This window comes from Leptolyngbya sp. 7M (assembly GCF_018128485.1).
Window position 1 is genome coordinate 1,385,186 of sequence record NZ_CP070897.1, and the last position, 20,121, is coordinate 1,405,306.

Consider the following 20,121-nt stretch of genomic DNA (forward strand, 5'->3'; position numbering starts at 1 on the left):
TGCCGATATGACAAAGGTCGGTCTTGCGTTATCGGGCGGCGGAGCCCGCGGATTTGCCCACATTGGCGTGCTAAAAGCGCTGGTGGAGAATGGTGTTCCTATCGATATGATCGCCGGTACGTCAGCCGGGTCATTTGTTGGCGGGGCATTTGCGTCTGGGCTTTCGGTCGATGAGTTGATAGAGATCGGCCGATCCGTGAGCTGGTTCGGTGTATCAAGCCTTTCTTATTCGCCACGGGGATTACTTTCAAATTCAGCAATGACGGGGTTTATTGAAAAGCATTTTCCGGTTTCGCGATTCGAATTGCTTTGTGTTCCATTTGCCGCGGTCGCGTGTGATCTGGAATCGGGGAGCGAGGTGATTTTTCGTGACGAGGGTGATCTGGCCACCGCTATCAGGGCAAGCTGTGCGATCCCGGGCGTTTTTGTGCCTGTAAAAGATAGCAGCGGTCGATATCTCGTCGATGGCGGTGTTACCTCGCCGATGCCGACAAAGGCGGTACGCAAACTCGGGGCTGATAAGGTGATAGCAGTTGACCTATTGTCATGCGGGACAGGTTTTGGCGGTGTTCCGACAACGTTTATCGGCACAATGATCCAATCTGCGATGATGCTTGTACGTACAGCTTCAAAAAACCAGCATTATCGTGCTGACGTAATAATAGAACCGCAAATCGCTCATATCCGGCCTGATGAACTCGGCAAGCGCGATGAACTTATTGAACTCGGCGAAAAAGCCGCACTTGAAAAGATCGAGGATATTCATCGTCTTGTTGTTAAATGAGTTATTCAGATGCACCAAACCGGCACCCCTTCAAACGTTTACTTTTGCTGCCTGGGACACCAGAAAACCTCCGATTTGCGCTTGCGCGCTTTCCGCGCCTTCGTTATTATTGGAAATTTGCTAATTAGCTCGAAAAGACGGCATTAGCAACACAAATAAAGGCAAGGGTGGTCGAGTGGTTAATGGCACCGGGCTGTAAACCCGGCGGAGTAACATCCTACGCAGGTTCGAATCCTGCCCCTTGCACCATGAGCGGGAGTAGCTCAGTTGGTAGAGCGTCAGCCTTCCAAGCTGAATGTCGCGAGTTCGAGTCTCGTCTCCCGCTCCATTGAGTTTTTTTAGGGCATTCGCCCGAGTAGCTCAGGGGTAGAGCGCTTCCTTGGTAAGGAAGAGGTCACGGGTTCAAATCCCGTCTTGGGCTCCAGAGTTGTTAGCAGTACGACCACTTTGATTTAGACCGGAGACAACACAGTTGCCCGACAACGAGCAGACGCTCGAGGCAGCGAAAGTGTTGGTCAAGGAAGGATTTATTGTTCTACCTTACTTTACCGACGACTTGATAATGGCAAAAAAGCTACTCGATGTCGGCTGCCCTGCGGTGATGCCGCTGGCCGCGCCGATCGGGTCGGGAATGGGCGTGCAGAATCCTGCAAATCTCCGCATAATGCGCGAGCAATTGCCGAACGCGACAATCATCGTCGATGCGGGTGTCGGAGTGCCGTCGGATGCAGCGATCGCGATGGAACTCGGTGCAGACGCGATCTTAATGAACACCGCTATCGCCGAAGCCGGCAACGCCGCCCAGATGGCGACAGCGATGAAGCTCGCTGTGGAGGCAGGCCGACTAGCGTATATTGCCGGCCGAATGCCGAAGCGGCTGTATGCCTCTGCCTCCAGCCCCATAGCGGGAGCTATTAAATAGTCAATATTGCAGTTGCAGTGATGGTTCTTGGCAGCAATATCTAAAAATTCCAGTATGTTTACTGCCCAACTTGTTTTTTTGGGCTGAAGAAAGGTGATGGCTGAAAAGTGCCGGACTCTCACCGGGGCAGAACTTATGCGAGCTTTTTGCGGGCTCGCGCCACCGATTCTTCAAAGTATTTTTCAAGCGAGGGGTTTACGCCTCGGAGACCGGCAACGACACTCTCGGCCCAGTCGAGATATTCCAGGTGTCGGTCTCTTGACCAATCGACAGGAGAATGATCGGTCAAGTCTCTTATGTTGCTGATCTTGTCTGCGAGCTTGATCACTTTCGCACCGGGAGAAAGGTGTGGAGCGTGTTCTATCTGTGCTTGCTTTCGTTGAGCTCTTGGAAGGCTCATATCGTCTGTAACTTCAAGGACAAGACTTGTAATCGGTTTGCCGAATCGTTGAAGAAGTTCTTCTTTGGTAGTTTCGGTGTCTTCAATAGTGTCGTGAAGAATGGCGGCAGCTAAAACCTCCGGGTCGTCAATGCCTCCAATCTCACACAGCATATTGGCCACATCGAGCAGGTGATTGATGTAGGGCTGTGCGTCACTACCCTTCCGGCGCTGATCTCGATGGCGCTGGGCAGCAAAGTTCGCAACCCTTAGTATCAGTTCAATCGCGTTCAAACTCCATTTTCTGCAGGATTGACAGTATGCAAAGCTTTAAAACCCTGATCCTGCTACTTTATTACCTCTATCGTCAGTTTTTGTTCACCGGTAATTATGAATTCTGATGGTGGAACCGCCATCTCCATCAAGATCGCAGAGACCGACGATCTGATGCCGCCAGTAGCTCTTTCGCTATTCAGTGTTGCCAAGAACGAAGGCGGGAGATCGGGCATTTCATTCGAACCGACAATGGCACCTTGGCTTGTCCGTATCAATTGCAGATAGAGTCTGTCGGGGATCTTTACCTGATTTATAGTCAGAACGAGATCAGACAGATTTCTCGGAACGAAATGCTGAACTGGTGACGATCGCTGCACGACGGTGCCATCTCCAAGGACTATTGACATCTTACCGGTCGGAGCACCTAAGGGGATCTTGACGGGTATTCGCTGCATAACCATTCGACCAGTGTTTGTCATCGCGAATGCCTGCATCTCGATCGATTCGCCTGGGCGCACCCGATCTTTATTAACGGAGATACGCTCAAGTGTTGCTGTTCGGCTTCCATCAATGGAACGAAGCCTTACCTCGATGGATTCTATCTGGAGTCCGTCAAAACCGCTGCGGAATAAAGTCGCCAATGGGGAAGCGATCGAACCTGCCGCCATTGCGTTTGCCTGAGCCCCGGAGAAGCGCCTATTAACGCGGATGGATCCAGTACCCTTAAGCTTAACATCACCGGAGACTGTAACCACTGAATCCCCAAGCCCGCGCTCCTGTGCGATCAAAGCATTTACAAGACCTATGTTCACAAGTAGGGGCGTCAAAAAACTGTCACGTACTACCTCGAAAGAGAGCAGTTCCTCGCCACCACGGCTTGTGTCCAGAATAACGCGAACTGGTATCAGTGCTGGTTCCTGGCCGAGCCGTCCAAACACGCCGGTAGCTCTATCCTGAGTCATCGTGCCGACCATGTCGTGCGGAACAGCGATCTTGAAGGAGTTGTTCATATTCGGCACGACCGTTACCACACTTGACTCTGACATTGGTAATTCCGAACTGCCTAGGCTAAGAAACGGGTGGCCAAATGCATATATTCGGTCGCCATCACGAAGTGTTACCGTTCCCGCAGCGGCAATACTGAAATCGCCGCGTGTCAGGTGCATTGAGACCGATGAGCCGCCTAGAAGGGTTTTTTCATCTGCCTTTTTCATCGGGCCTATAGTGGCTGAGCCGCCGGGAGAGGCAACGGGCACCAGCCCCGCTTTCAGAAGCTGCGGAGCAAACATGTCCAAAACTGCCTGCGAGATGCCATTGAAAGTTAATGGTGTGCCGATCGGGCGAAACGTCTGACCCGCAGCCGATGCAAGAACGGTATTAGAATACGCATCCGTATCGACCGATCCTGAAACAGGGTGTGTTGGGATATTAAAAGACGACCAGTTCGTTGAAACCAATTCAGCAAACGAGAACGCGGTCGATTCAGTCGTTGCTTTAGCCGGCACACGTTGCTCAAATATAGACAGCATCTGCTCAATAGGCGTTATCCCGCACATCGGCTCTTTCGAGAAAGGAAAGCTGTAAGAAATGGCACCGATCAGTTTTCCATCGACGAAAACCGGCGAACCTGACATTCCGGCAAAAACGCCGGTGCGTTCTGCTTTTCCTCCACTGATCCTCCCCACGATCATGTCTTGTTTGGGGCCGATAGCCCCCGGGACGACGCCGATGATCTCTACATTGAACTCTTCCGGCTCAGTTCCATCAAATACCGTTCGAGCGATGCCTTTCATTCCGCTTTTGACCTCTGTCAGAGTCATGATGCGGTCGGGCGCAACCGCAGAGGGTTGGCTGGCGGGCTGTCCTGACATAAATTGAGGTAAAAGGAGTATGGCCGAAAGAGAAATGACTAGGTTTAAGCAAAATTTTGACCGCATATTCCAATAATTCTCGAACTATGTTAGCATTTTAGATAGCTGTTCAGAAGCACTTTCTGTTGCTTCTAATTGAGACTCCTTTCCTTTTACTACCGTTGCCTTTCGCAAACGGGATTCGTCAACAATATGGCACGAACTACTCGCCTTGTTAAAAGTGTTTCAAAATTGATATTACCCGTGATCTTTCTGTCCTTAGCGGCGATTGCGTCAGCTTCGATCTGGCTATTGCACGAAGTTTCGCAGCCAAGTAGGCTTGAGTATTTGGTCACACCTGAAAAATACGGGCAGCTTAGCGCGAAAGGTGCGCAGGTCACGGATGAAAGCTGGCAAAGTTCTGACGGAACGACCGCTCGTGGGTGGTTGCTTAGAGGTACTCCAAATGCACCGGCGGTCCTCCTGCTTCACCGTTACGGGGCCGATCGTTCACACGTTTTGAATCTAGGTGTGAAATTGAATGAAGCAACTAATTTCACGGTCTTGATGCCCGATCTACGAGGTCATGGTCCACAGCCGGCGGTTACGCAGACAAGTTTTGGCGGTTGCGAGGCTTCGGACGCATCGGCAGCGATAGTATTTCTGCGGTCACTAAAGACTCCTGAAGGCTTGACCCTAGTGGGAAAGGATATTGGTATCTATGGCCTCGAGCTAGGGGCCCTTTCAGGCCTTTCGGCTGCTGATATCGACAAAAGCGTGAAGGCTTTGGTGTTAGACTCCGTTCCGGCCTCATCAGCGCACCTACTTGAAAGTTCGATAGCCAAAAGATACCCATTCGCGAGTTCCGTAACAGGTAAACTTGCCGATCTTGGAACCCCGGCCTACTATTACGGCGGCTGCTACAAACCTGAGCCGGCTTGTGAGATCGCAAAGCGATTAGGTGAGCGTCGGGTAATGATCCTCGGCGGCGTAGATGCCGAAATGTTTCAAGAATCAGGTTCGCGTGTCGCGAAATGCTTTCCATTGAACAGCATTGTTGAAACGAAAACCGATCTTAGCCCCTCGGGTTACAGCATTTTTAGTGCATCAATAGAAATATCGTCGGCTTACGAACAGCGCGTTATTGATTTCCTGAAACAAGCGCTCACACTTCAGTAGCTCAAGATCTCTATCTAGATGTCCAGCTTTTTTTTCGAGTGTCCATTTGTCTGGGAAAGCCGAAGTATTTCTGCACCTTCCTCGATCTGACTGACCGACTGAGCCAGAATGTCACGAAGCCGGGAAAGTCTTTCCGATGTCAGGCTGGTCTTTAGCAGCGAATACTTCAGCTCGTTATCAAGATTGAACGCGGCTGTTACAAGGAACGATAAAGTTTCCGGTTCAGCACGCGGGACCTCTGGCGGATGCCCCCGGCTTCCGGCCATTCGGTAAGCGGCCTGAGCCATTCGCTGAAATAATTCAAATGCCTCGTCTGCGAGCGGTGTTATCAGACTCTCGTCCTCAGGCTCATCCTCAAAAAATTCGATATCTGCAACCAGATATGGGGTCTCACGTTCGACGTATTCGATCAATCTATAGCGAACCAGTCCGCTCGTGACTATATTCGATCTTCCGTCATCAAGTTTCTGCACTTCTTTGATCTCGGCCGCACAGCCTGTGCTTCCAGATTTCGGAGTGTCGGATCCGCTTTCAACATCCAGGAAATTGACACCGAATATTTTCCTCCCCGCCATTGCATCCTCAAGCATCTGCCGATAACGGGGTTCGAAAATATGCAGGGGCAAGACCTCATTCGGTAAAAGAACCAAAGGGAGCGGGAAGATCGGGATCTCTTTGATCCCTTTGACTTTATTCATAGAACTAGGCATTTTCTCTTCTGCTCCCCAGAAGTTTTTGTGAAATAAATTCGGCGATCTTCTCCGGTTCGTCGCCGAGCAGAGCCTGTTGCTTCGCTCCAATAACGGCCTCGGAAATATTTTGCCGGTTTGTGCGAAAGCGCTTGTCGCGAATCACCAGGTCTTCGACGACTCGTTTTTCTAATTGATCTCTACCGATATTCTCATCTTCATCCGCAGCAACGGCATATTCGATCGGTGTCGAGTGATTCTTTACACGCACATGCAGCGCTCCGGTCATTTTCTGCGTTTCATCGCGCATTTTCTTCATTTCGAGCTGCGAATTCGGAAAGCCGAGCTGCCCGGTGAGAGTTATCTCGATGATCGGTGCAGGATCACCTTCGACTGCTGTCCGTGCATCTCTCGAAACCATCTGCAAAACACTTTCTGTTATCTCTTGCGGTTCCGAAAAAGGCGTTACGTCAAACTTCAAGCGCTGGAACGGCCTGTATACGTAGTCCGTAACATGTTTTGCGGTAACAGAATTGTCTTCGCCGATCTCGACCACGAACGCGCCGCGTGTTTCGCGGAACTCGGCAATGTTCGTTACCTCGATGGAGCCTGGATTGAACGCCCAATTGTCGATCTCGTAATGCATATGCGTGTGGCCGAGAGCAACATAATCGGTTACGGCCTTTAATTCACTCAATGCCTGTATGGAAAGAGCGGGGATCGGATGAGTTTGATGGCCCTCGACGTCGGTGTGGAGCATCAGCAGATGAAAGGCGCCTTCGCGGCGGTTTTCGCGGATGGCTTCTGTCAAAAGCGGGATCGCCCAATTCGCGGCGGCTCCGAACCAGTGCGAACCAAACAATCTGGCACGCCCAATGTCGATAAATCCTCCGCGTTTCGCATCGTCGCTCCAGGGTTCGTAACCAAGTTTTCCGTCGATATTGGTAGGCTCGAGCAAATGCACGAGATTCCAGTTTGCCAAACTCCGCAGCCAGCTATAATCACTGTCCGTATATTTCTGATCGTGGTTTCCTTCAATGGAAACGACCGGAATTCCAGCGTCTTTCAGCATCTGCAAACCGGCAACGGCGTAATTCATCGTCTCCGGCGGCACATTTCTTTTGTGGAAGAAATCTCCGCACATTATCACGAAATCGACCGCTTCCCCGACGGCATATTTCTGTAGAACATCGATCCACGCATCAAAAAAATCGCGCGGACTTTCCGGCAAATTGTAACGTGTGCATCCCAAGTGAACATCAGCGATGTGCAGAAACTTCATTTTATGATCTAGTATATCAGAGACAGGGCAATCGTTTGAGACTGATCTCCCACGGAGTTGGTAGGTTTATCCGATAAAGGTTATGGAAAAGGTGGTTTTGATAACGGGTGCATCGAGCGGGATCGGCCGGGAGACCGCGAAATTGTTTCAAGCGAAGAATTGGCGAGTCGCGGCGACAATGCGAAGGCCGGAAGAACACGCCGATTTGCAAAAGATCGCCGATATCGAATGTTTTCGGCTGGATGTGACCGATGCCGGGTCGATCCGTACCACGGTCAAAGACGCGCACGATAAATTTGGCAGGATCGATGTGGTCGTCAACAATGCTGGTTACGGCTTGCTCGGCGCGTTCGAGGCCGCGAGCGATGAACAGGTTCGCAGGCAGTTCGAGACGAACGTTTTCGGCCTGATGGCGGTGTGCAGGGAAGTGATACCGATATTTCGTAGGCAAAAACGCGGCACGATCGTAAACGTTTCGTCCATCAGCGGGCTCGCGGCACTTCCTTTTTCATCGCTCTACGCCGCAAGCAAATTTGCCGTCGAAGGTTTTAGCGAATCGCTTGCTTATGAACTCGAACCGTTCGGTATTCGCGTCAAAATTATCGAACCCGGCCCGATCAAGACCGATTTCTACGACCGTTCCAAAGAGATCGCAAAAAGCGAAAGTGTCCACGTTTACGATGAACGCTTCGAAAAATTCATAGAGGTTATGAACAAAGGCGGTGTGGACGCTCCGGGCGGCGAGATCGTCGCCGAAACCATCTGGAATGCCGCGACCGACGGCACGAACCGACTCCGCTATGGCGTAAATACAAAAGCAATGCCGGCATTGAAGCGAACTCTTCCCGAGGCCGCATTCCGCAAGATCGTCAAGATGGTATTTTTGAAATGATCTCAGCCGCGGTTCGCTTTGCCTCTCAGCCTCAGCCTTCCGAATTCGTTCAGCAACGGGCGAAGACGACGGATAGTTTTATCGTGGACAGCCCCGTTAGTAGCTACGATCCCGCCGTAGTTTTGAACATCTGAGATGTTGTAATGTATAGCTTCGCCGAAAAGGTCAGTTAGGCGACCTCCGGCTTCTTCCAGAATTATTTGCGGAGCACAGGTATCCCAAAGTTTTGTCCGAGGTGAAAGATGTATATAAAGATCGCAGGTCTGTTCTGCAATAAGTCCGATCTTTAATCCTACAGAACCCCGCTGAACCTCCCCGCGAATTCCAAACTCTTTCAAGATAGAGTTTATTTTTGGACTACGGTGATTTCTCGAAACTGCCATTAACATTCCCGAAAAATCTGTCGTGTCATTAACCCTCAGCTTCTTGATCTCTCCATTCGATTCGGAATACGCCCCGCTTCCTTTCAAGGCGTAATAAAGAATCTTATGAAAAGGCAGCAATACGACACCGACGACCGGTTCGCCGTCAATCGCCAATCCAATCTGAACAGCAAAATCGCCGTCGCGTTTAACAAATCCGGCAGTGCCATCGATCGGATCGATTATCCATACGCGGTTCTTCGAAAGGCGCCTCTCGATCACGTCAGATTCCTCTTCAGAGAGGATCCCGTCAGCCGGAAATTCCTTCTCAAGTTCCGCGACGATCAATCTGCTAGCCGCACGATCCGCTTCAGTTACCGGCTCATAGTGATCATCGACCCCAAGCTTTTCTTCGGTAACAATATCGCCGTCATAGTGATCTAGGATCATGCGACTTGCATCTTTTGCAATCCGAATAGCAGTCGATAATTCGCGTGTGAGATCCATCTACAAAGATTATAGACAAGGAAAGCGTGTCAGGCGATGTCTATCCGCTCCGTTATCCCACATCTTGGACACATAAGCGTTCTACGTTCCGGATCGGACCATTTCGCTAATGCTAAATTTGTTAATTGAGGGATCTTGGATTCTGATTCGCCTTCGGACAATATTCTGGAACAGCCTATTAAAGCAGAACGGCTTTGGCCAAGTTCGCGATCGCAATGCCTGCAAACCCAGCCAAAGCCTTCATTAAAAAAATCGTTTGTCTCCAGTCTATTCAGATACTTATTCCTCGCGTGTCCGAGGAGATGTTCGCGGCTGTGACGGTGTGGCTATCAGCCGAACAGGTACAGCGATGCGCTGTCCGCCGCGGTAAACTTCCACACGAACCGTATCACCGAACTGTTTTCGGTCAAGGAATCGATAGAGATCATCTACGCTGTTCATCTTCTCTCCGTCCACGGCCAGAATAATATCACCCAGCAAAGTAGAGCCATCTGTGTCACGGGAAAGACCACGGATACCTGCATTAGCGGCTGCTCCACCGGGAAGCGTTGCTGCGACCAAAAGCCCTTCTTGAACTGGGAGCCTGTACCCGCTCGCAAGGAGATCGGTGACTTGCCTAAGATCTGCCCCAAGTTTTGGTCGCCTGACCTCGCCAAATTGTATCAACTGGGGAATGACGCGCTTTGCGGTATTCACAGGAACCGCAAAACCGACTCCAACCGACCCGCCCGCCGGCGACAATATCTGCGAGTTTATACCGATCATCCGCCCGAATTTATCGAGCAAAGGCCCGCCTGAATTGCCCGGATTGATGGAAGCGTCCGTCTGGATCGCCGCATCTATCGGCCTGTCGTTCCGTGCACGGATCGGGCGCTGAAGGCCTGAGATGACGCCCGTCGTACATTCTTTGCTTCGGCAGGAAAGATGTATTTTGTAAGCCATTCCTGCAGGTCAAGATCGTCAGCAATTCCGCGAAACAAGACCATCGGAATATGCGTGTGTGTGTTTATTAAGCCCGGAATGACCGCCTTGCCAGCGGCATTGACCGTCTGTTTTCCGCTATAGCTTTTTGTGATATCAGCCCGTGTTCCGACCGCAACAATCTTTCCGCCGCTTACAGCGACAGCCCCGTCCTCAATAACACGCCGGTCGGCGCCCATCGTAACAATGGTCCCCCCGAGTACTAAAATGTCTGCTTGCTTCTTCGGCGAGGCGAAGACAAAGAAGGAGTTCAGCAAGATAAAGTAAAGAAAGATTGAAGACAACATTGATCTTAATAGTTTCATAACCGTTACTTCAAAAACTTCGAATCGAATGCACGCGGGAGGAGTTCGCTCATTTGAATGGTTTCGGTCTTGCCGTGGAGGTTTGAGAGTATTACGGGAACGTCACCGCAGAATTCCCAGATGATCTGGCGGCAGACGCCGCAAGGCGGGGTCAGTTCCTCGGTGTCGCAAACGACCGCGATCCGACCAAATCTTGTTACCCCACGAGAAATGCCTTTCCAGATCGCGACACGTTCCGCGCAAACGGTCAGTCCGTAGCTGGCTGATTCTACGTTGCAGCCGGTGTAGATGTCACCATCTTCGGTTTCGACAGCGGCCCCGACCTTAAAGTTAGAATATGGAGCGTATGCATGGTTTCTTACATCCACCGCTGCTGAAATTAATTCTTTCTCTGAATGTATCATTGTGCTGGAATCGAGCGTTCCTCCAGTAATTTTTCGCGCACCAGACTGCATAGTAATTCGACGCTGATCCCTGTGTTTGAGCCCTCTGGTATGATGATGTCCGCGTGGCGTTTGGATGGCTCAACGAATTCGAAATGCATTGGCCTAACGGTGCGGTAGTATTGGTCAATAACTGAATCGACTGTGCGGCCCCGTTCGGCGATATCGCGGCGGAGCCTTCGGATAAATCGAATATCGTCCGGTGTATCCACATAAACCCGCATATCCAGCAGGTCCAAAACACGCGGTTCGGCAAAGATCAAAATACCCTCAACAATAACGACCGGCTTTGGCGGAATTATTTCGATCTGGTCGCTTCGTGTATGCGTCTTGAAATCATAGAGCGGCATCTCGACCTTAAGACCTTGCTTGAGCCGCATCAGATGATTGACAAGCATATCACTGTCGATCGAATCCGGATGATCGAAGTTTGCCTGATGGCGTTCGTCAAGCGGCATGTCAGCCAGATTCCGATAGTAGGAATCTTGCTCGACAAGTACGACGCGCTCACGCCCAACCGCTTCAACGATCTTGCGAGCTATTGTAGTTTTGCCTGATCCTGTTCCGCCGCAGATTCCAATTATCATAATCTTGAGATCACTCGTTTCAACAATTCTTGGAACACGCTAGCTACGCGAGCTCCGGTCTCCATTACCTCTTCGTGATTTATAGCCTCTTCGGTCATTCCGGCAGCAAAGTTAGTTATGCATGAAATACCCGCCACACGCATTCCCAGATGGCGGGCGGCGATCGCCTCAGGAACCGTTGACATGCCAACAGCATCGGCACCAAGCAAACGATACATACGTATCTCGGCAGGTGTTTCGTACGTCGGTCCGGAAAGGGCGCAATAAACACCGCGATGGAGGAAATCAGTCAGCCTTGGATCGGCCCCGCTCTCTAGCCGCTCTTGGGCGATCTTGTCTGCTTCTGCGACTATGATCTCCTGAAGCTCACGATCATAAACGTTTGTCATATCAGGAAATCGAGCACCAAAGCGTTCATCATTCGGCCCGCGAAGCGGATTAACACCCATCATGTTTAAATGATCGGAGATTAGCATCAGACTGCCCGGCGACATTTCTGTATTGAGGCTTCCGGCGGCATTTGTCAGGATCACCGTTCTGATTCCGAGCACTCCGAAGGTCCGCATTGGAAACATTACCTGCTCCATAGAATAGCCTTCGTAATAGTGGAAACGTCCCTGTTGAACTGCGATAGGGATTCTGTTTGCCTTGCCAAGCACTAACCGTCCGGCGTGTCCTTCGACGGTCGAAAGAGCAAAATGGGGTATCTCCTTGTATTGGATAGAAATGGCATCCTCGAGTGTGTCCGCGAATGCACCAAGACCACTGCCCAAAACAACGGCCACCTTTGGCGTTAGATCTGATCTTGAGCGTATGTATTGGGCGGCTTCTTGTGCGTTTTCGTAAATCATCTGGTGCGGGGATCAAAGCTCTTTTCTGTATGGTTTGCCCAGCGCTTTTGGTGCCCGGCTCAGGCCGATAAATCCGGCAAGAACAATTATTGTCAAAACATACGGGATCATCTCAATGAACTGGACCGGTATCGGTTCATCGCCGATCTTTGCCCAAGAAGCCCCCTGTATTTGTATTGTTATTGCCTCCGTAAATCCAAAGAATAGACAAGCGAATAAAACGGGGATCGGCCGCCATTTTGCGAGTATCAACGCGGCTAGTGCAATAAAGCCGCGACCTGCGGACATTCCGCGTGTGAACAAAGATGATTGACCAGTAGAGAGAAACGCACCGCCGATCGCTGCCAGAACACCGGAGATCAATACCGCGACGTACCTGAGCCGTACCACATTTATACCCGCCGCATCGGCTGCCTCAGGATTCTCACCTACTGCCCTTAGCCTCAGGCCGAATGGCGTTTGGTACAAGACATACCACGCTACGGGAACAACCAACAGCGCTAGCACAGAAACATATGATAATCCGCCGAACAAAATAGGTATCTTGTGCGCCTGATCTATCTGCGGGGTTGAACCGGTAGAGTCGTAAATGACTCCGCTGATCAAAGCCGGAAGCCCCAGCATCAAGAAGTTTATCGCCATCCCGGCAACTACCTGGTCCGCTTCAAAATGTATTACTGCAACAGCATAGATCAAGGCCGTGATAACGCCAGCACCGATCCCACACATGAGCCCTAGATACGGATCACCTGTCTGAAATGTAATGACCGCTGCAGTAAAAGCCCCGGCAAGCATCAAGCCTTCTAGGGCGATGTTTATCACTCCAGACCGCTCTGAAAAAAGTCCGCCCATAGCAGCGAAAAGCAACGGCGTCGCCGAAGTTATTGCGGAGAACAGAAATGCCAATGTCAGGAAATCTTGCATACGGCCACGTCAGCGTTTAGCGTAACGCTGGAAGCAGGCAACAAACAGGATCATTATCGCCTGCAATACAAAACCAAGGTCCTTTGAAACGTAACGGGTAAAACCATCTACAAATATCTCGCCGCGAAGCAAAACCCCGAAGAACAGAGCCGCGATCAATACTCCGAGCGGGTGGTTTCTGCCAAGAAGGGCAACTGCAATTCCAAGAAACCCCCATTGTGCCGAAAAGTCATGGTAGTAGTTGTAACGAGTTCCAAGCACCTCACCGATCGCAACCATTCCGGCGAGAGCTCCCGAGATGGTCATTGCAACAACTATCTGTTTTTTTGGAGATATGCCTCCGTATTCGGCTGCTGACGCATTCTCGCCTACTGCCCGCAATTCATAGCCCCATTTCGTCTTCCACAAGAAGACATAAACCAACACACACATTATCAGAGCCAGAATGAACGCGACGTTCAGCGGTACGTCAGTTGTAAGGAATGGCAGGAACTCGTTCAGCCGCGGAATATGCGCCGCCTCACCGATCGGTGGTGTTTCAAGTATTGGACCCGGGTTCTTGTAGTGATACTGGGTTAGATAACTGACCAGAGCGATCGCGATGAAATTCAACATTATTGTGTTGATCACCTCATGCGAACCGAAGCGGGCTTTCAGTAATCCCGGGATCGCCCCCCAAATACCTCCGACGACGGCAGCAGTTATGATGCAGAGCGGAACCAATATGAACCAAGGCAGGCTTGCCCAAGCCCAGCTATCATTACCCACCATCGTGCCGCCAAGCTTGATGCCGACCCAAGCGGTTGCGAATGCTGCAACATAAAGCTGGCCCTCGGCACCAATGTTAAGCAATCCGCATCGAAATGCGACTGCCACAGCAAGACCGGTAAAGATCAGCGGTGTTGCATAGTGCAGCGTCCAACCAATGTCGCGCAATGAACCGAACGAGTTAGATAGCAACAGCCAATAAGCGCTTATAGGATCATCTCCAAGCGCGAAAACTATCAACCCGCCGACGATGAATGCGGCAATCACAGCTATGATCGGCCAGGTGATCTCACGAAAGACCTGCATCTTTAAACTTGGTGCAAACAAACTCAACAAAAATCGGAATGCAAATTTTGGACTAAGTGAAAAAGTGTCTCTAAATATAACCGAAAAAAAAGGAAAGTGTCATCTTCGGATGAATAAATAGTTCGTAAGATTTTGACGCAGAGAATCTAATTTTATACTTGACAGTAGATTACTCATATTTTATTATTAACTCAGACTAATTATTTAGTCGTTCAAACCAGTCAAGTTTTAGTTTGGAGGACCAAAATGATGAATGTGATCAAGTATGACCCGTTTCGCGAACTTCGTGGGCTTCATGACGAGATGAATAGGCTTTTCAGCTCTGCCTTACCTGATAGGGTTGAATTTGCCCGAGGGGCTTGGAGTCCAAGTGTGGATATCTTTGAGGATCAGGACAGATTGATCGTAGAAGCTGAACTTCCCGGATTGAACCGTGAAGATTTTGAGGTTTCGGTGGAAAATAATGTGCTTACATTGAAGGGTGAGCGCAAATTTGAGAAAAAGACCGAGGGCGACAACTATCATCGTGTTGAAAGGTCTTACGGATCATTCACGCGGCAGTTTACGCTTCCGCAGACCGTGACTGCTGACGGGGCTACTGCCGATTTCGAGAACGGGTTGCTTCGCGTTTCGTTGCCGAAGCGAGAAGAGACAAAGGCACGCAAGATCGAGATAACTGGCGGCACTACGGCTGCGAAAGCGATTGATACAGAGGCCAAGTCATCGACTGCGAATGCCTAATGGGCTTTGTTTTTTTTTCGGCGTGTAGGGGCGACGCAGGGCACGAATGTGCTCTGCGTCTCTCTCGTCTTTGAGTTAAAATATAGTTATGCGATTCGACAGGTTTACAATTCGAGGACAGGAGGCTGTCCAGGCAGCTATCGGTGTTGCTGAGAAAAATCAAAATCAGCAGGTCGAGCCGGAACATATTCTCCTCGCGATGCTGGAGCAAAAAGAGGGAGTTGTGCGGCCGATCCTTGGAAAGATCGGGGCTAATTCATCTCCTCTGATCAGCGAGCTACAGGCTGCAATAGATAAGATGCCGAAAGTATCCGGCGGGCAGCAATACTTCAGCTCTCGCACGAATACCATCTTTCAGGAGGTTCAGAAAGAGGCAGAGAAAATGGAGGATGAATACATCTCCACTGAACACCTGCTTCTTGCTATCGCCTCTGAAAAAGACGGTGATGCGGGACGTATCCTTCGGTCGAATGGCATAACCCGCGAAGATCTTGAAAAGGTCATCAACGATATGCGCGGCGGTTCGAGGATAACTGACCAGAACGCTGAGGAGAATTTTCAGGCCCTTGAAAAATATGCACTGGACCTGACCGAACGGGCAAGAAAAGGAAAACTTGATCCGGTTATCGGCCGAGACGATGAGATCCGGCGAACAATTCAGATACTTTCCCGACGCACAAAGAACAATCCGGTATTGATCGGCGAACCCGGTGTCGGTAAGACAGCGATCGTGGAGGGATTGGCACAGCGAATTGTATCGGGCGATGTTCCTGAGACCTTAAAGAACAAAAGGTTGGTTTCGCTCGATCTGGGAGCGATGCTCGCCGGCGCGAAGTATCGCGGCGAGTTTGAAGACAGACTAAAGGCCGTTCTGAAAGAGATCGAGAAAGCTGAAGGCCAGATAATTCTATTTATTGATGAGTTGCATACGCTCGTTGGTGCAGGTGCAAGCGAGGGGGCGATTGACGCTTCGAATATGTTGAAGCCGGCGCTTGCCCGTGGCACGCTTCGCGCCGTCGGGGCGACAACGCTTAACGAGTATCAGAAATACATCGAAAAGGACAAGGCTCTTGAGCGGCGTTTTCAGCAAGTCTATATCGGCGAGCCGACCGTTGAGGACACGATCGCGATCTTGCGCGGACTAAAAGAAAGATACGAGGTCCATCATGGTGTCCGCATTAAGGATGCCGCCATAGTTGCCGCGGCGACCTTGTCGAACCGCTACATTACTGACCGCTTTTTGCCTGACAAGGCGATCGATCTGATAGACGAGGCTGCCTCACGTATCCGGATCGAGATCGATTCGCTGCCTCAGGAGATCGATGAGCTTGAGCGAGAGATACTTCAGCTCGAGATCGAGAAGCAGGCGCTGTCTCGTGAGACCGATGCTAAATCCAAAGAAAGGCTTAATGACATCGAAAAACGTATCGCCGATCTGCAGGAAAGATCTTCCGCAATGAAGGCCAAGTGGCAATCCGAAAAGGAAGAGATCGAAAAGATGCGCACTGGCAAAGAGCAACTTGAGGAGGCGAAGCTTGAACTCGATCGCGCCCGTCAGGCAGGTGATCTTACCAAAGCGGCTGAACTTCAGTATGGAAGGATTCCGGAGCTTGAGAAACAGATCGAGTCCGAACAGAAGCGGTTGGAGGAGCTACAGAAGGACGGCGTCTTCCTCAAAGAAGAGGTCGACGAAGAAGACGTTGCAGAGGTCGTTGCGAAATGGACAGGCGTTCCTGTGTCGAAAATGCTCGAAGGGGAGATGCAAAAGCTTGTCAAGATGGAAGAGAATCTTGGCCGCCGGGTGATCGGGCAAAATGAAGCACTGTCGGCAGTATCAAACGCCGTTAGACGTGCAAGGGCCGGTTTGCAAGATCCGAATCGGCCGGTTGGTAGCTTTATCTTTCTTGGCCCGACCGGTGTCGGTAAAACAGAAACTGCGAGGGCACTTGCGGAATTTCTTTTTGACGACGAGCGTGCAATGGTGCGGCTTGATATGTCGGAGTATATGGAGAAGCACGCAGTCGCCAGGATGATAGGTGCCCCGCCGGGCTATGTAGGATATGACGAAGGCGGCCAGCTGACCGAAGCCGTTCGGCGTAGGCCGTATTCGGTAGTTCTGTTCGATGAGATCGAAAAAGCGCATCCGGATGTGTTTAATGTTCTTCTCCAAATTCTAGACGATGGCCGCCTTACCGACAGCAAGGGGCGCGTTGTCGATTTCAAGAATACGGTCCTGATAATGACTTCGAATCTCGGCTCCCGCGAGATACAGGCGGCTGCTGAGAATCCGCTTGCGGACAGGGACATTCGTGCGAATATACTTCAAGTGTTACGCGACCATTTCAAACCGGAGTTTTTGAATCGGATCGACGATATCGTTGTATTCAAGCAACTCACCAAAGAGGAGATCGCCACTATAATCGATGTTCAGCTTGAGAAACTGAGGGCGAACCTTGCAGAGCGAAACATAACGCTTGAATTGGAAGACACGGCTCGTGAACTGATCGTAAGGGAAGGCTATGATCCGGTTTACGGTGCCCGCCCCTTGAAGCGTGCGATCCAGTCGCTGATCCAAAACCCGCTTGCCGTAAAGCTGTTGAACGGCGAGATCGGTCCCGGCCAGACGGTTCGCATCGCTGCTGAAGGTGATGAAATGAGATTTATAGCCCTCGGTGCAGAGCATAGGATGGCGGGAGGATCATAGAGGTCATTAAACAAAGCCGTATGTTTTCTTTCACAGGGCACGGCTTCATTAATAGTTGAACTTTAAAGTAAATGAGGCGGAGGTGAGGATCTAGAATATAAAAAATGTCTATGATTATCTTCTGTTCAATGGGTACTAAATCTATCAACAGACATTTTAAAGCAATGGACATGATGTTTGTCGTCGTTGGGAGGTGGGCTTATCTCAGTGAATCCCAACGCTGTTAATGCACTCCTTACAAGTTCACGGTTCCTGGCCGGCTCGGGATAATGGTGTATCTCTATAAGAAGATATCGGCATTTTTTCAACTTGGCCGCGCTTGGCCCAGCGAATATCTCGAACTCGGCTCCTTCGATATCCATCTTGCAAATATCGATCGCGTCCCGACCAAGTTTCTCGATCGCCTGGTCGAGCGTTATTCCAGGAACACTTCTTTGTTTGCCTGATCCGGACCGAGCGGTTTGGTAGATGTTATCAGAGGTGCCGGCGGCTCCCTCGGCGAATGCGATCATGCGACTTTCCCCGCAGACAGCCGCATTAAGACATTCGGCCTCAACTCCAAAGTTCAGTCCAATGTTTTGTTTCAACCTTTCGAATGTTGCAGGGTTCAATTCTATCGAGAGGAGTTTCCCGATCGGATATCCTTCAGAACGAAGTAATAGCGGAAAACCACCGTTATTTGCTCCAATGTCCAAGACGGTCAGTTTCTCAGGCAACTCCATCATTTCAAGAAACACACGGTACATATCCGATGTGAGTAAGGCACGTGCGCCGTTAGCGTCTCCCGCAGAATGATCAGTAATAAACTTGAGGCCTTTGTATTGGTAGGTAAGAGTTGTTTTTCCTGGCCGAAAGAGCCGTTCAAATATCAGTTCAAAGCGGTTATCAAATTGCCAAAGTTCACGGATCCCTTGTATCTTTTTGCTGAGTCCCATTGACTGATCGGTTTATTGAAACGCCTCAAGGTATTTTACACCTGAGCCGGTATTGAAAAGCACACTTTGCCCGGGTGACCGCATCGTTCGCGTTAATGGCAAACCGGTTCGCGATTATCTCGATTTCCGCTTTCAGACTGCCGGGGAGACCGAGCTTGTTTTTCACGTCAAAAAGCCAAACGGCCATACGGAAGAGATTGAATTCGACCGCGACGAGAGCGAGGACTTCGGGCTTACGTTCGAGCAAATCGTACCCCGGCAATGCGCGAACGAATGTCTTTTTTGTTTCTGCAAGGGAAACCCGGAAGATGCAAGGCCGTCACTTTTCGTCCGCGACGAGGACATTCGCCTTTCGTTCCTCTATGGAAATTACACGACTCTCTCTTCGATCACGCCCGACGAGATGCGGCGGATCATAGAACAGCGTCTATCTCCGCAATACGTTTCGATACACGCTACCGATCTAAAAACTCGAGCCTATCTTCTGGGGGTTGATGAGTCGCGTGCGGATATTTCTGACAAACTTAAAACGCTGCTTGATAACGGCATCGAAATACACGCTCAGGTCGTGCTGTGCCCGACGATCAACGACGGGGCTATCCTTGAAAAGACGCTTCGCGATCTAGCCGAACATCATCCGAAAATAGTTTCGGTTGCGGTCGTTCCGGTCGCCTTGACCCGATACAATACTGACGAGCGACTTACGCGAGTTACGCCTGAGTTTTGTCGGCGCACGATCAAGGAAGCAGAGCGGCTACAAAAAGAATTTCGAAAGACGCTTGGTGTTACCTTTGCCTTTCTTGGTGACGAGATCTACCTCAAAGCCGGGGTAAACATTCCCTCGCGCACACACTATGGAAACTATCCGCAGATCGAGGATGGCGTCGGGATGGTTAGAACCTTCATCGAACGATTTGAACGGATGCTCGACCGAAAGCGCGATGCAGAAAAAAGAGCAGAAGCCGTAACCATAGCACGTGAATATTTTCGTAATACGAGAACACACCCGGAAGCCCGTATTCCGGCGCGCAAAATGACATCAGGACCGCTTCTTAAATTTGCAAATGGCGCCAAGCTTTGCGGGACGATCCTTACCGGTGAGATGTTCGCTCCGCTACTCGGCGAGATGGTGGCAAAGTACGATCGCCTAGCCGGAACGCGTCTTTCGGTGATCGCGGTACCGAACACCTATTTCGGCGGTGACGTTTCGGTCGCGGGATTGCTGACGGGCCAGGATCTTCTAGCGATGAAGGATAAAATAGTCGGCGATTTCGCCATCATCCCCAAGCACACGATCAAATCCGATGAGCCAATACTGCTTGACGGAATGACGTTCGACGAACTCAGATCCAAATTTCCCGTTCCGATATATGATCTAGACACGGAAGGTTTTATCGATCTTCTTTCTCGCCGATAGTTTAATAGGTCCGAACATCTCATGGTATTTCGGACCC

19 protein-coding genes, 3 tRNA genes and 2 pseudogenes are annotated in these 20,121 nt (G+C 50.5%); 10 read left to right on the top strand and 14 right to left on the bottom strand.

All coding sequences use genetic code 11. From position 1 onward, the window contains the following. Positions 1 to 7 precede the first annotated feature (7 nt). The 5 genes from JVX88_RS06525 to JVX88_RS06545 all read left to right on the top strand — a co-directional run bounded on the left by JVX88_RS06525 (position 8) and on the right by JVX88_RS06545 (position 1,706). The gene (locus tag JVX88_RS06525) at positions 8 to 784 is read left to right on the top strand and encodes a patatin-like phospholipase family protein (RefSeq protein ID WP_211626526.1); all 777 of its coding nucleotides are present in this window, start codon (positions 8 to 10) and stop codon (positions 782 to 784) included. 161 nt (positions 785 to 945) lie between these two features. Next, a tRNA-Tyr gene (locus tag JVX88_RS06530) sits at positions 946 to 1,033 on the top strand. A gap of 3 nt (positions 1,034 to 1,036) precedes the next feature. Next, positions 1,037 to 1,112, top strand: a tRNA-Gly gene (locus JVX88_RS06535). Between the two features lie 21 nt (positions 1,113 to 1,133). Beyond that, a tRNA-Thr gene (locus JVX88_RS06540) sits at positions 1,134 to 1,208 on the top strand. 48 nt (positions 1,209 to 1,256) lie between these two features. Further along, the gene (locus JVX88_RS06545) at positions 1,257 to 1,706 is read left to right on the top strand and encodes a hypothetical protein (RefSeq protein WP_211626527.1); all 450 of its coding nucleotides are present in this window, start codon (positions 1,257 to 1,259) and stop codon (positions 1,704 to 1,706) included. 133 nt (positions 1,707 to 1,839) lie between these two features. Here JVX88_RS06545 and JVX88_RS06550 read toward each other — a convergent pair whose 3' ends face one another. Together JVX88_RS06550 and JVX88_RS06555 are read right to left on the bottom strand one after the other, a co-directional pair. After that, entirely contained in the window at positions 1,840 to 2,379 is a 540-nt protein-coding gene (locus tag JVX88_RS06550) for an HD domain-containing protein (protein WP_211626528.1), read from the bottom strand. A gap of 53 nt (positions 2,380 to 2,432) precedes the next feature. Then, positions 2,433 to 4,232, bottom strand: coding sequence for a SpoIVB peptidase S55 domain-containing protein (locus JVX88_RS06555; RefSeq protein ID WP_211626529.1), 1,800 nt, complete (start codon positions 4,230 to 4,232; stop codon positions 2,433 to 2,435). Positions 4,233 to 4,424: 192 nt separating this feature from the next. Here JVX88_RS06555 and JVX88_RS06560 point away from each other — a divergent pair, with 192 nt between their 5' ends. Further along, positions 4,425 to 5,390, top strand: coding sequence for an alpha/beta hydrolase (locus tag JVX88_RS06560; protein WP_211626530.1), 966 nt, complete (start codon positions 4,425 to 4,427; stop codon positions 5,388 to 5,390). A gap of 14 nt (positions 5,391 to 5,404) precedes the next feature. Here JVX88_RS06560 and JVX88_RS06565 read toward each other — a convergent pair whose 3' ends face one another. Both JVX88_RS06565 and JVX88_RS06570 read right to left on the bottom strand, forming a co-directional pair. Further along, positions 5,405 to 6,088: an LON peptidase substrate-binding domain-containing protein gene (locus JVX88_RS06565; RefSeq protein WP_211626531.1), complete on the bottom strand. Its 684-nt coding sequence runs from the start codon at positions 6,086 to 6,088 to the stop codon at positions 5,405 to 5,407. A gap of 4 nt (positions 6,089 to 6,092) precedes the next feature. After that, entirely contained in the window at positions 6,093 to 7,361 is a 1,269-nt protein-coding gene (locus JVX88_RS06570; RefSeq protein WP_211626532.1) for an exonuclease SbcCD subunit D, read from the bottom strand. Between the two features lie 82 nt (positions 7,362 to 7,443). On the opposite strand from JVX88_RS06570, the gene JVX88_RS06575 reads away from it, so the two are divergent. After that, positions 7,444 to 8,253 (top strand): SDR family oxidoreductase, encoded by an 810-nt coding sequence (locus tag JVX88_RS06575; RefSeq protein WP_211626533.1) that lies wholly within the window; start codon positions 7,444 to 7,446, stop codon positions 8,251 to 8,253. A 2-nt stretch (positions 8,254 to 8,255) separates the two neighbouring features. On the opposite strand, the gene JVX88_RS06580 is transcribed toward JVX88_RS06575, so the two are convergent. From JVX88_RS06580 to JVX88_RS06615, 9 genes and pseudogenes are all read right to left on the bottom strand, one after another. Then, positions 8,256 to 9,122, bottom strand: a complete 867-nt coding sequence (locus JVX88_RS06580; RefSeq protein ID WP_225931352.1) for a 3'(2'),5'-bisphosphate nucleotidase CysQ — start codon at positions 9,120 to 9,122, stop codon at positions 8,256 to 8,258. A 279-nt stretch (positions 9,123 to 9,401) separates the two neighbouring features. Beyond that, the gene (locus JVX88_RS06585; RefSeq protein WP_211626535.1) at positions 9,402 to 10,064 is read right to left on the bottom strand and encodes a S1C family serine protease; all 663 of its coding nucleotides are present in this window, start codon (positions 10,062 to 10,064) and stop codon (positions 9,402 to 9,404) included. Beyond that, a pseudogene (locus JVX88_RS40480) lies at positions 10,028 to 10,153 on the bottom strand (amidohydrolase family protein); the annotation flags it as partial. The gene JVX88_RS06585 and the pseudogene JVX88_RS40480, both read right to left, overlap by 37 nt. Before the next feature lie 36 nt (positions 10,154 to 10,189). Next, positions 10,190 to 10,408: pseudogene (locus JVX88_RS43895) on the bottom strand (imidazolonepropionase-like domain-containing protein); the annotation flags it as partial. 5 nt (positions 10,409 to 10,413) lie between these two features. Beyond that, the gene (locus tag JVX88_RS06595; protein WP_211626537.1) at positions 10,414 to 10,812 is read right to left on the bottom strand and encodes a cytidine deaminase; all 399 of its coding nucleotides are present in this window, start codon (positions 10,810 to 10,812) and stop codon (positions 10,414 to 10,416) included. Further along, on the bottom strand, positions 10,809 to 11,438 hold the full coding sequence (gene udk / locus JVX88_RS06600) for a uridine kinase (protein ID WP_211626538.1): 630 nt from the start codon (positions 11,436 to 11,438) through the stop codon (positions 10,809 to 10,811). Before udk ends, JVX88_RS06595 begins: the two co-directional genes overlap by 4 nt. Continuing rightward, a complete protein-coding gene (locus tag JVX88_RS06605) occupies positions 11,435 to 12,289 on the bottom strand; it encodes a purine-nucleoside phosphorylase (RefSeq protein WP_211626539.1) in 855 nt (284 codons plus the stop codon). Before JVX88_RS06605 ends, udk begins: the two co-directional genes overlap by 4 nt. Before the next feature lie 12 nt (positions 12,290 to 12,301). Beyond that, positions 12,302 to 13,213: an ABC transporter permease gene (locus JVX88_RS06610; RefSeq protein ID WP_211626540.1), complete on the bottom strand. Its 912-nt coding sequence runs from the start codon at positions 13,211 to 13,213 to the stop codon at positions 12,302 to 12,304. A 9-nt stretch (positions 13,214 to 13,222) separates the two neighbouring features. Next, the gene (locus JVX88_RS06615) at positions 13,223 to 14,287 is read right to left on the bottom strand and encodes an ABC transporter permease (protein ID WP_211626541.1); all 1,065 of its coding nucleotides are present in this window, start codon (positions 14,285 to 14,287) and stop codon (positions 13,223 to 13,225) included. A gap of 246 nt (positions 14,288 to 14,533) precedes the next feature. Here JVX88_RS06615 and JVX88_RS06620 point away from each other — a divergent pair, with 246 nt between their 5' ends. Beyond that, positions 14,534 to 15,028: an Hsp20/alpha crystallin family protein gene (locus tag JVX88_RS06620; protein WP_211626542.1), complete on the top strand. Its 495-nt coding sequence runs from the start codon at positions 14,534 to 14,536 to the stop codon at positions 15,026 to 15,028. 88 nt (positions 15,029 to 15,116) lie between these two features. After that, on the top strand, positions 15,117 to 17,732 hold the full coding sequence (clpB, locus tag JVX88_RS06625) for an ATP-dependent chaperone ClpB (protein WP_211626543.1): 2,616 nt from the start codon (positions 15,117 to 15,119) through the stop codon (positions 17,730 to 17,732). Between the two features lie 125 nt (positions 17,733 to 17,857). Here clpB and JVX88_RS06630 read toward each other — a convergent pair whose 3' ends face one another. Then, complete coding sequence (locus JVX88_RS06630; RefSeq protein WP_211626544.1) at positions 17,858 to 18,667, bottom strand: FkbM family methyltransferase; 810 nt, start codon at positions 18,665 to 18,667, stop codon at positions 17,858 to 17,860. Between the two features lie 52 nt (positions 18,668 to 18,719). Here JVX88_RS06630 and JVX88_RS06635 point away from each other — a divergent pair, with 52 nt between their 5' ends. Further along, positions 18,720 to 20,084, top strand: a complete 1,365-nt coding sequence (locus tag JVX88_RS06635) for a DUF512 domain-containing protein (protein ID WP_211626545.1) — start codon at positions 18,720 to 18,722, stop codon at positions 20,082 to 20,084. The last annotated feature ends 37 nt before the right edge of the window (positions 20,085 to 20,121 follow it).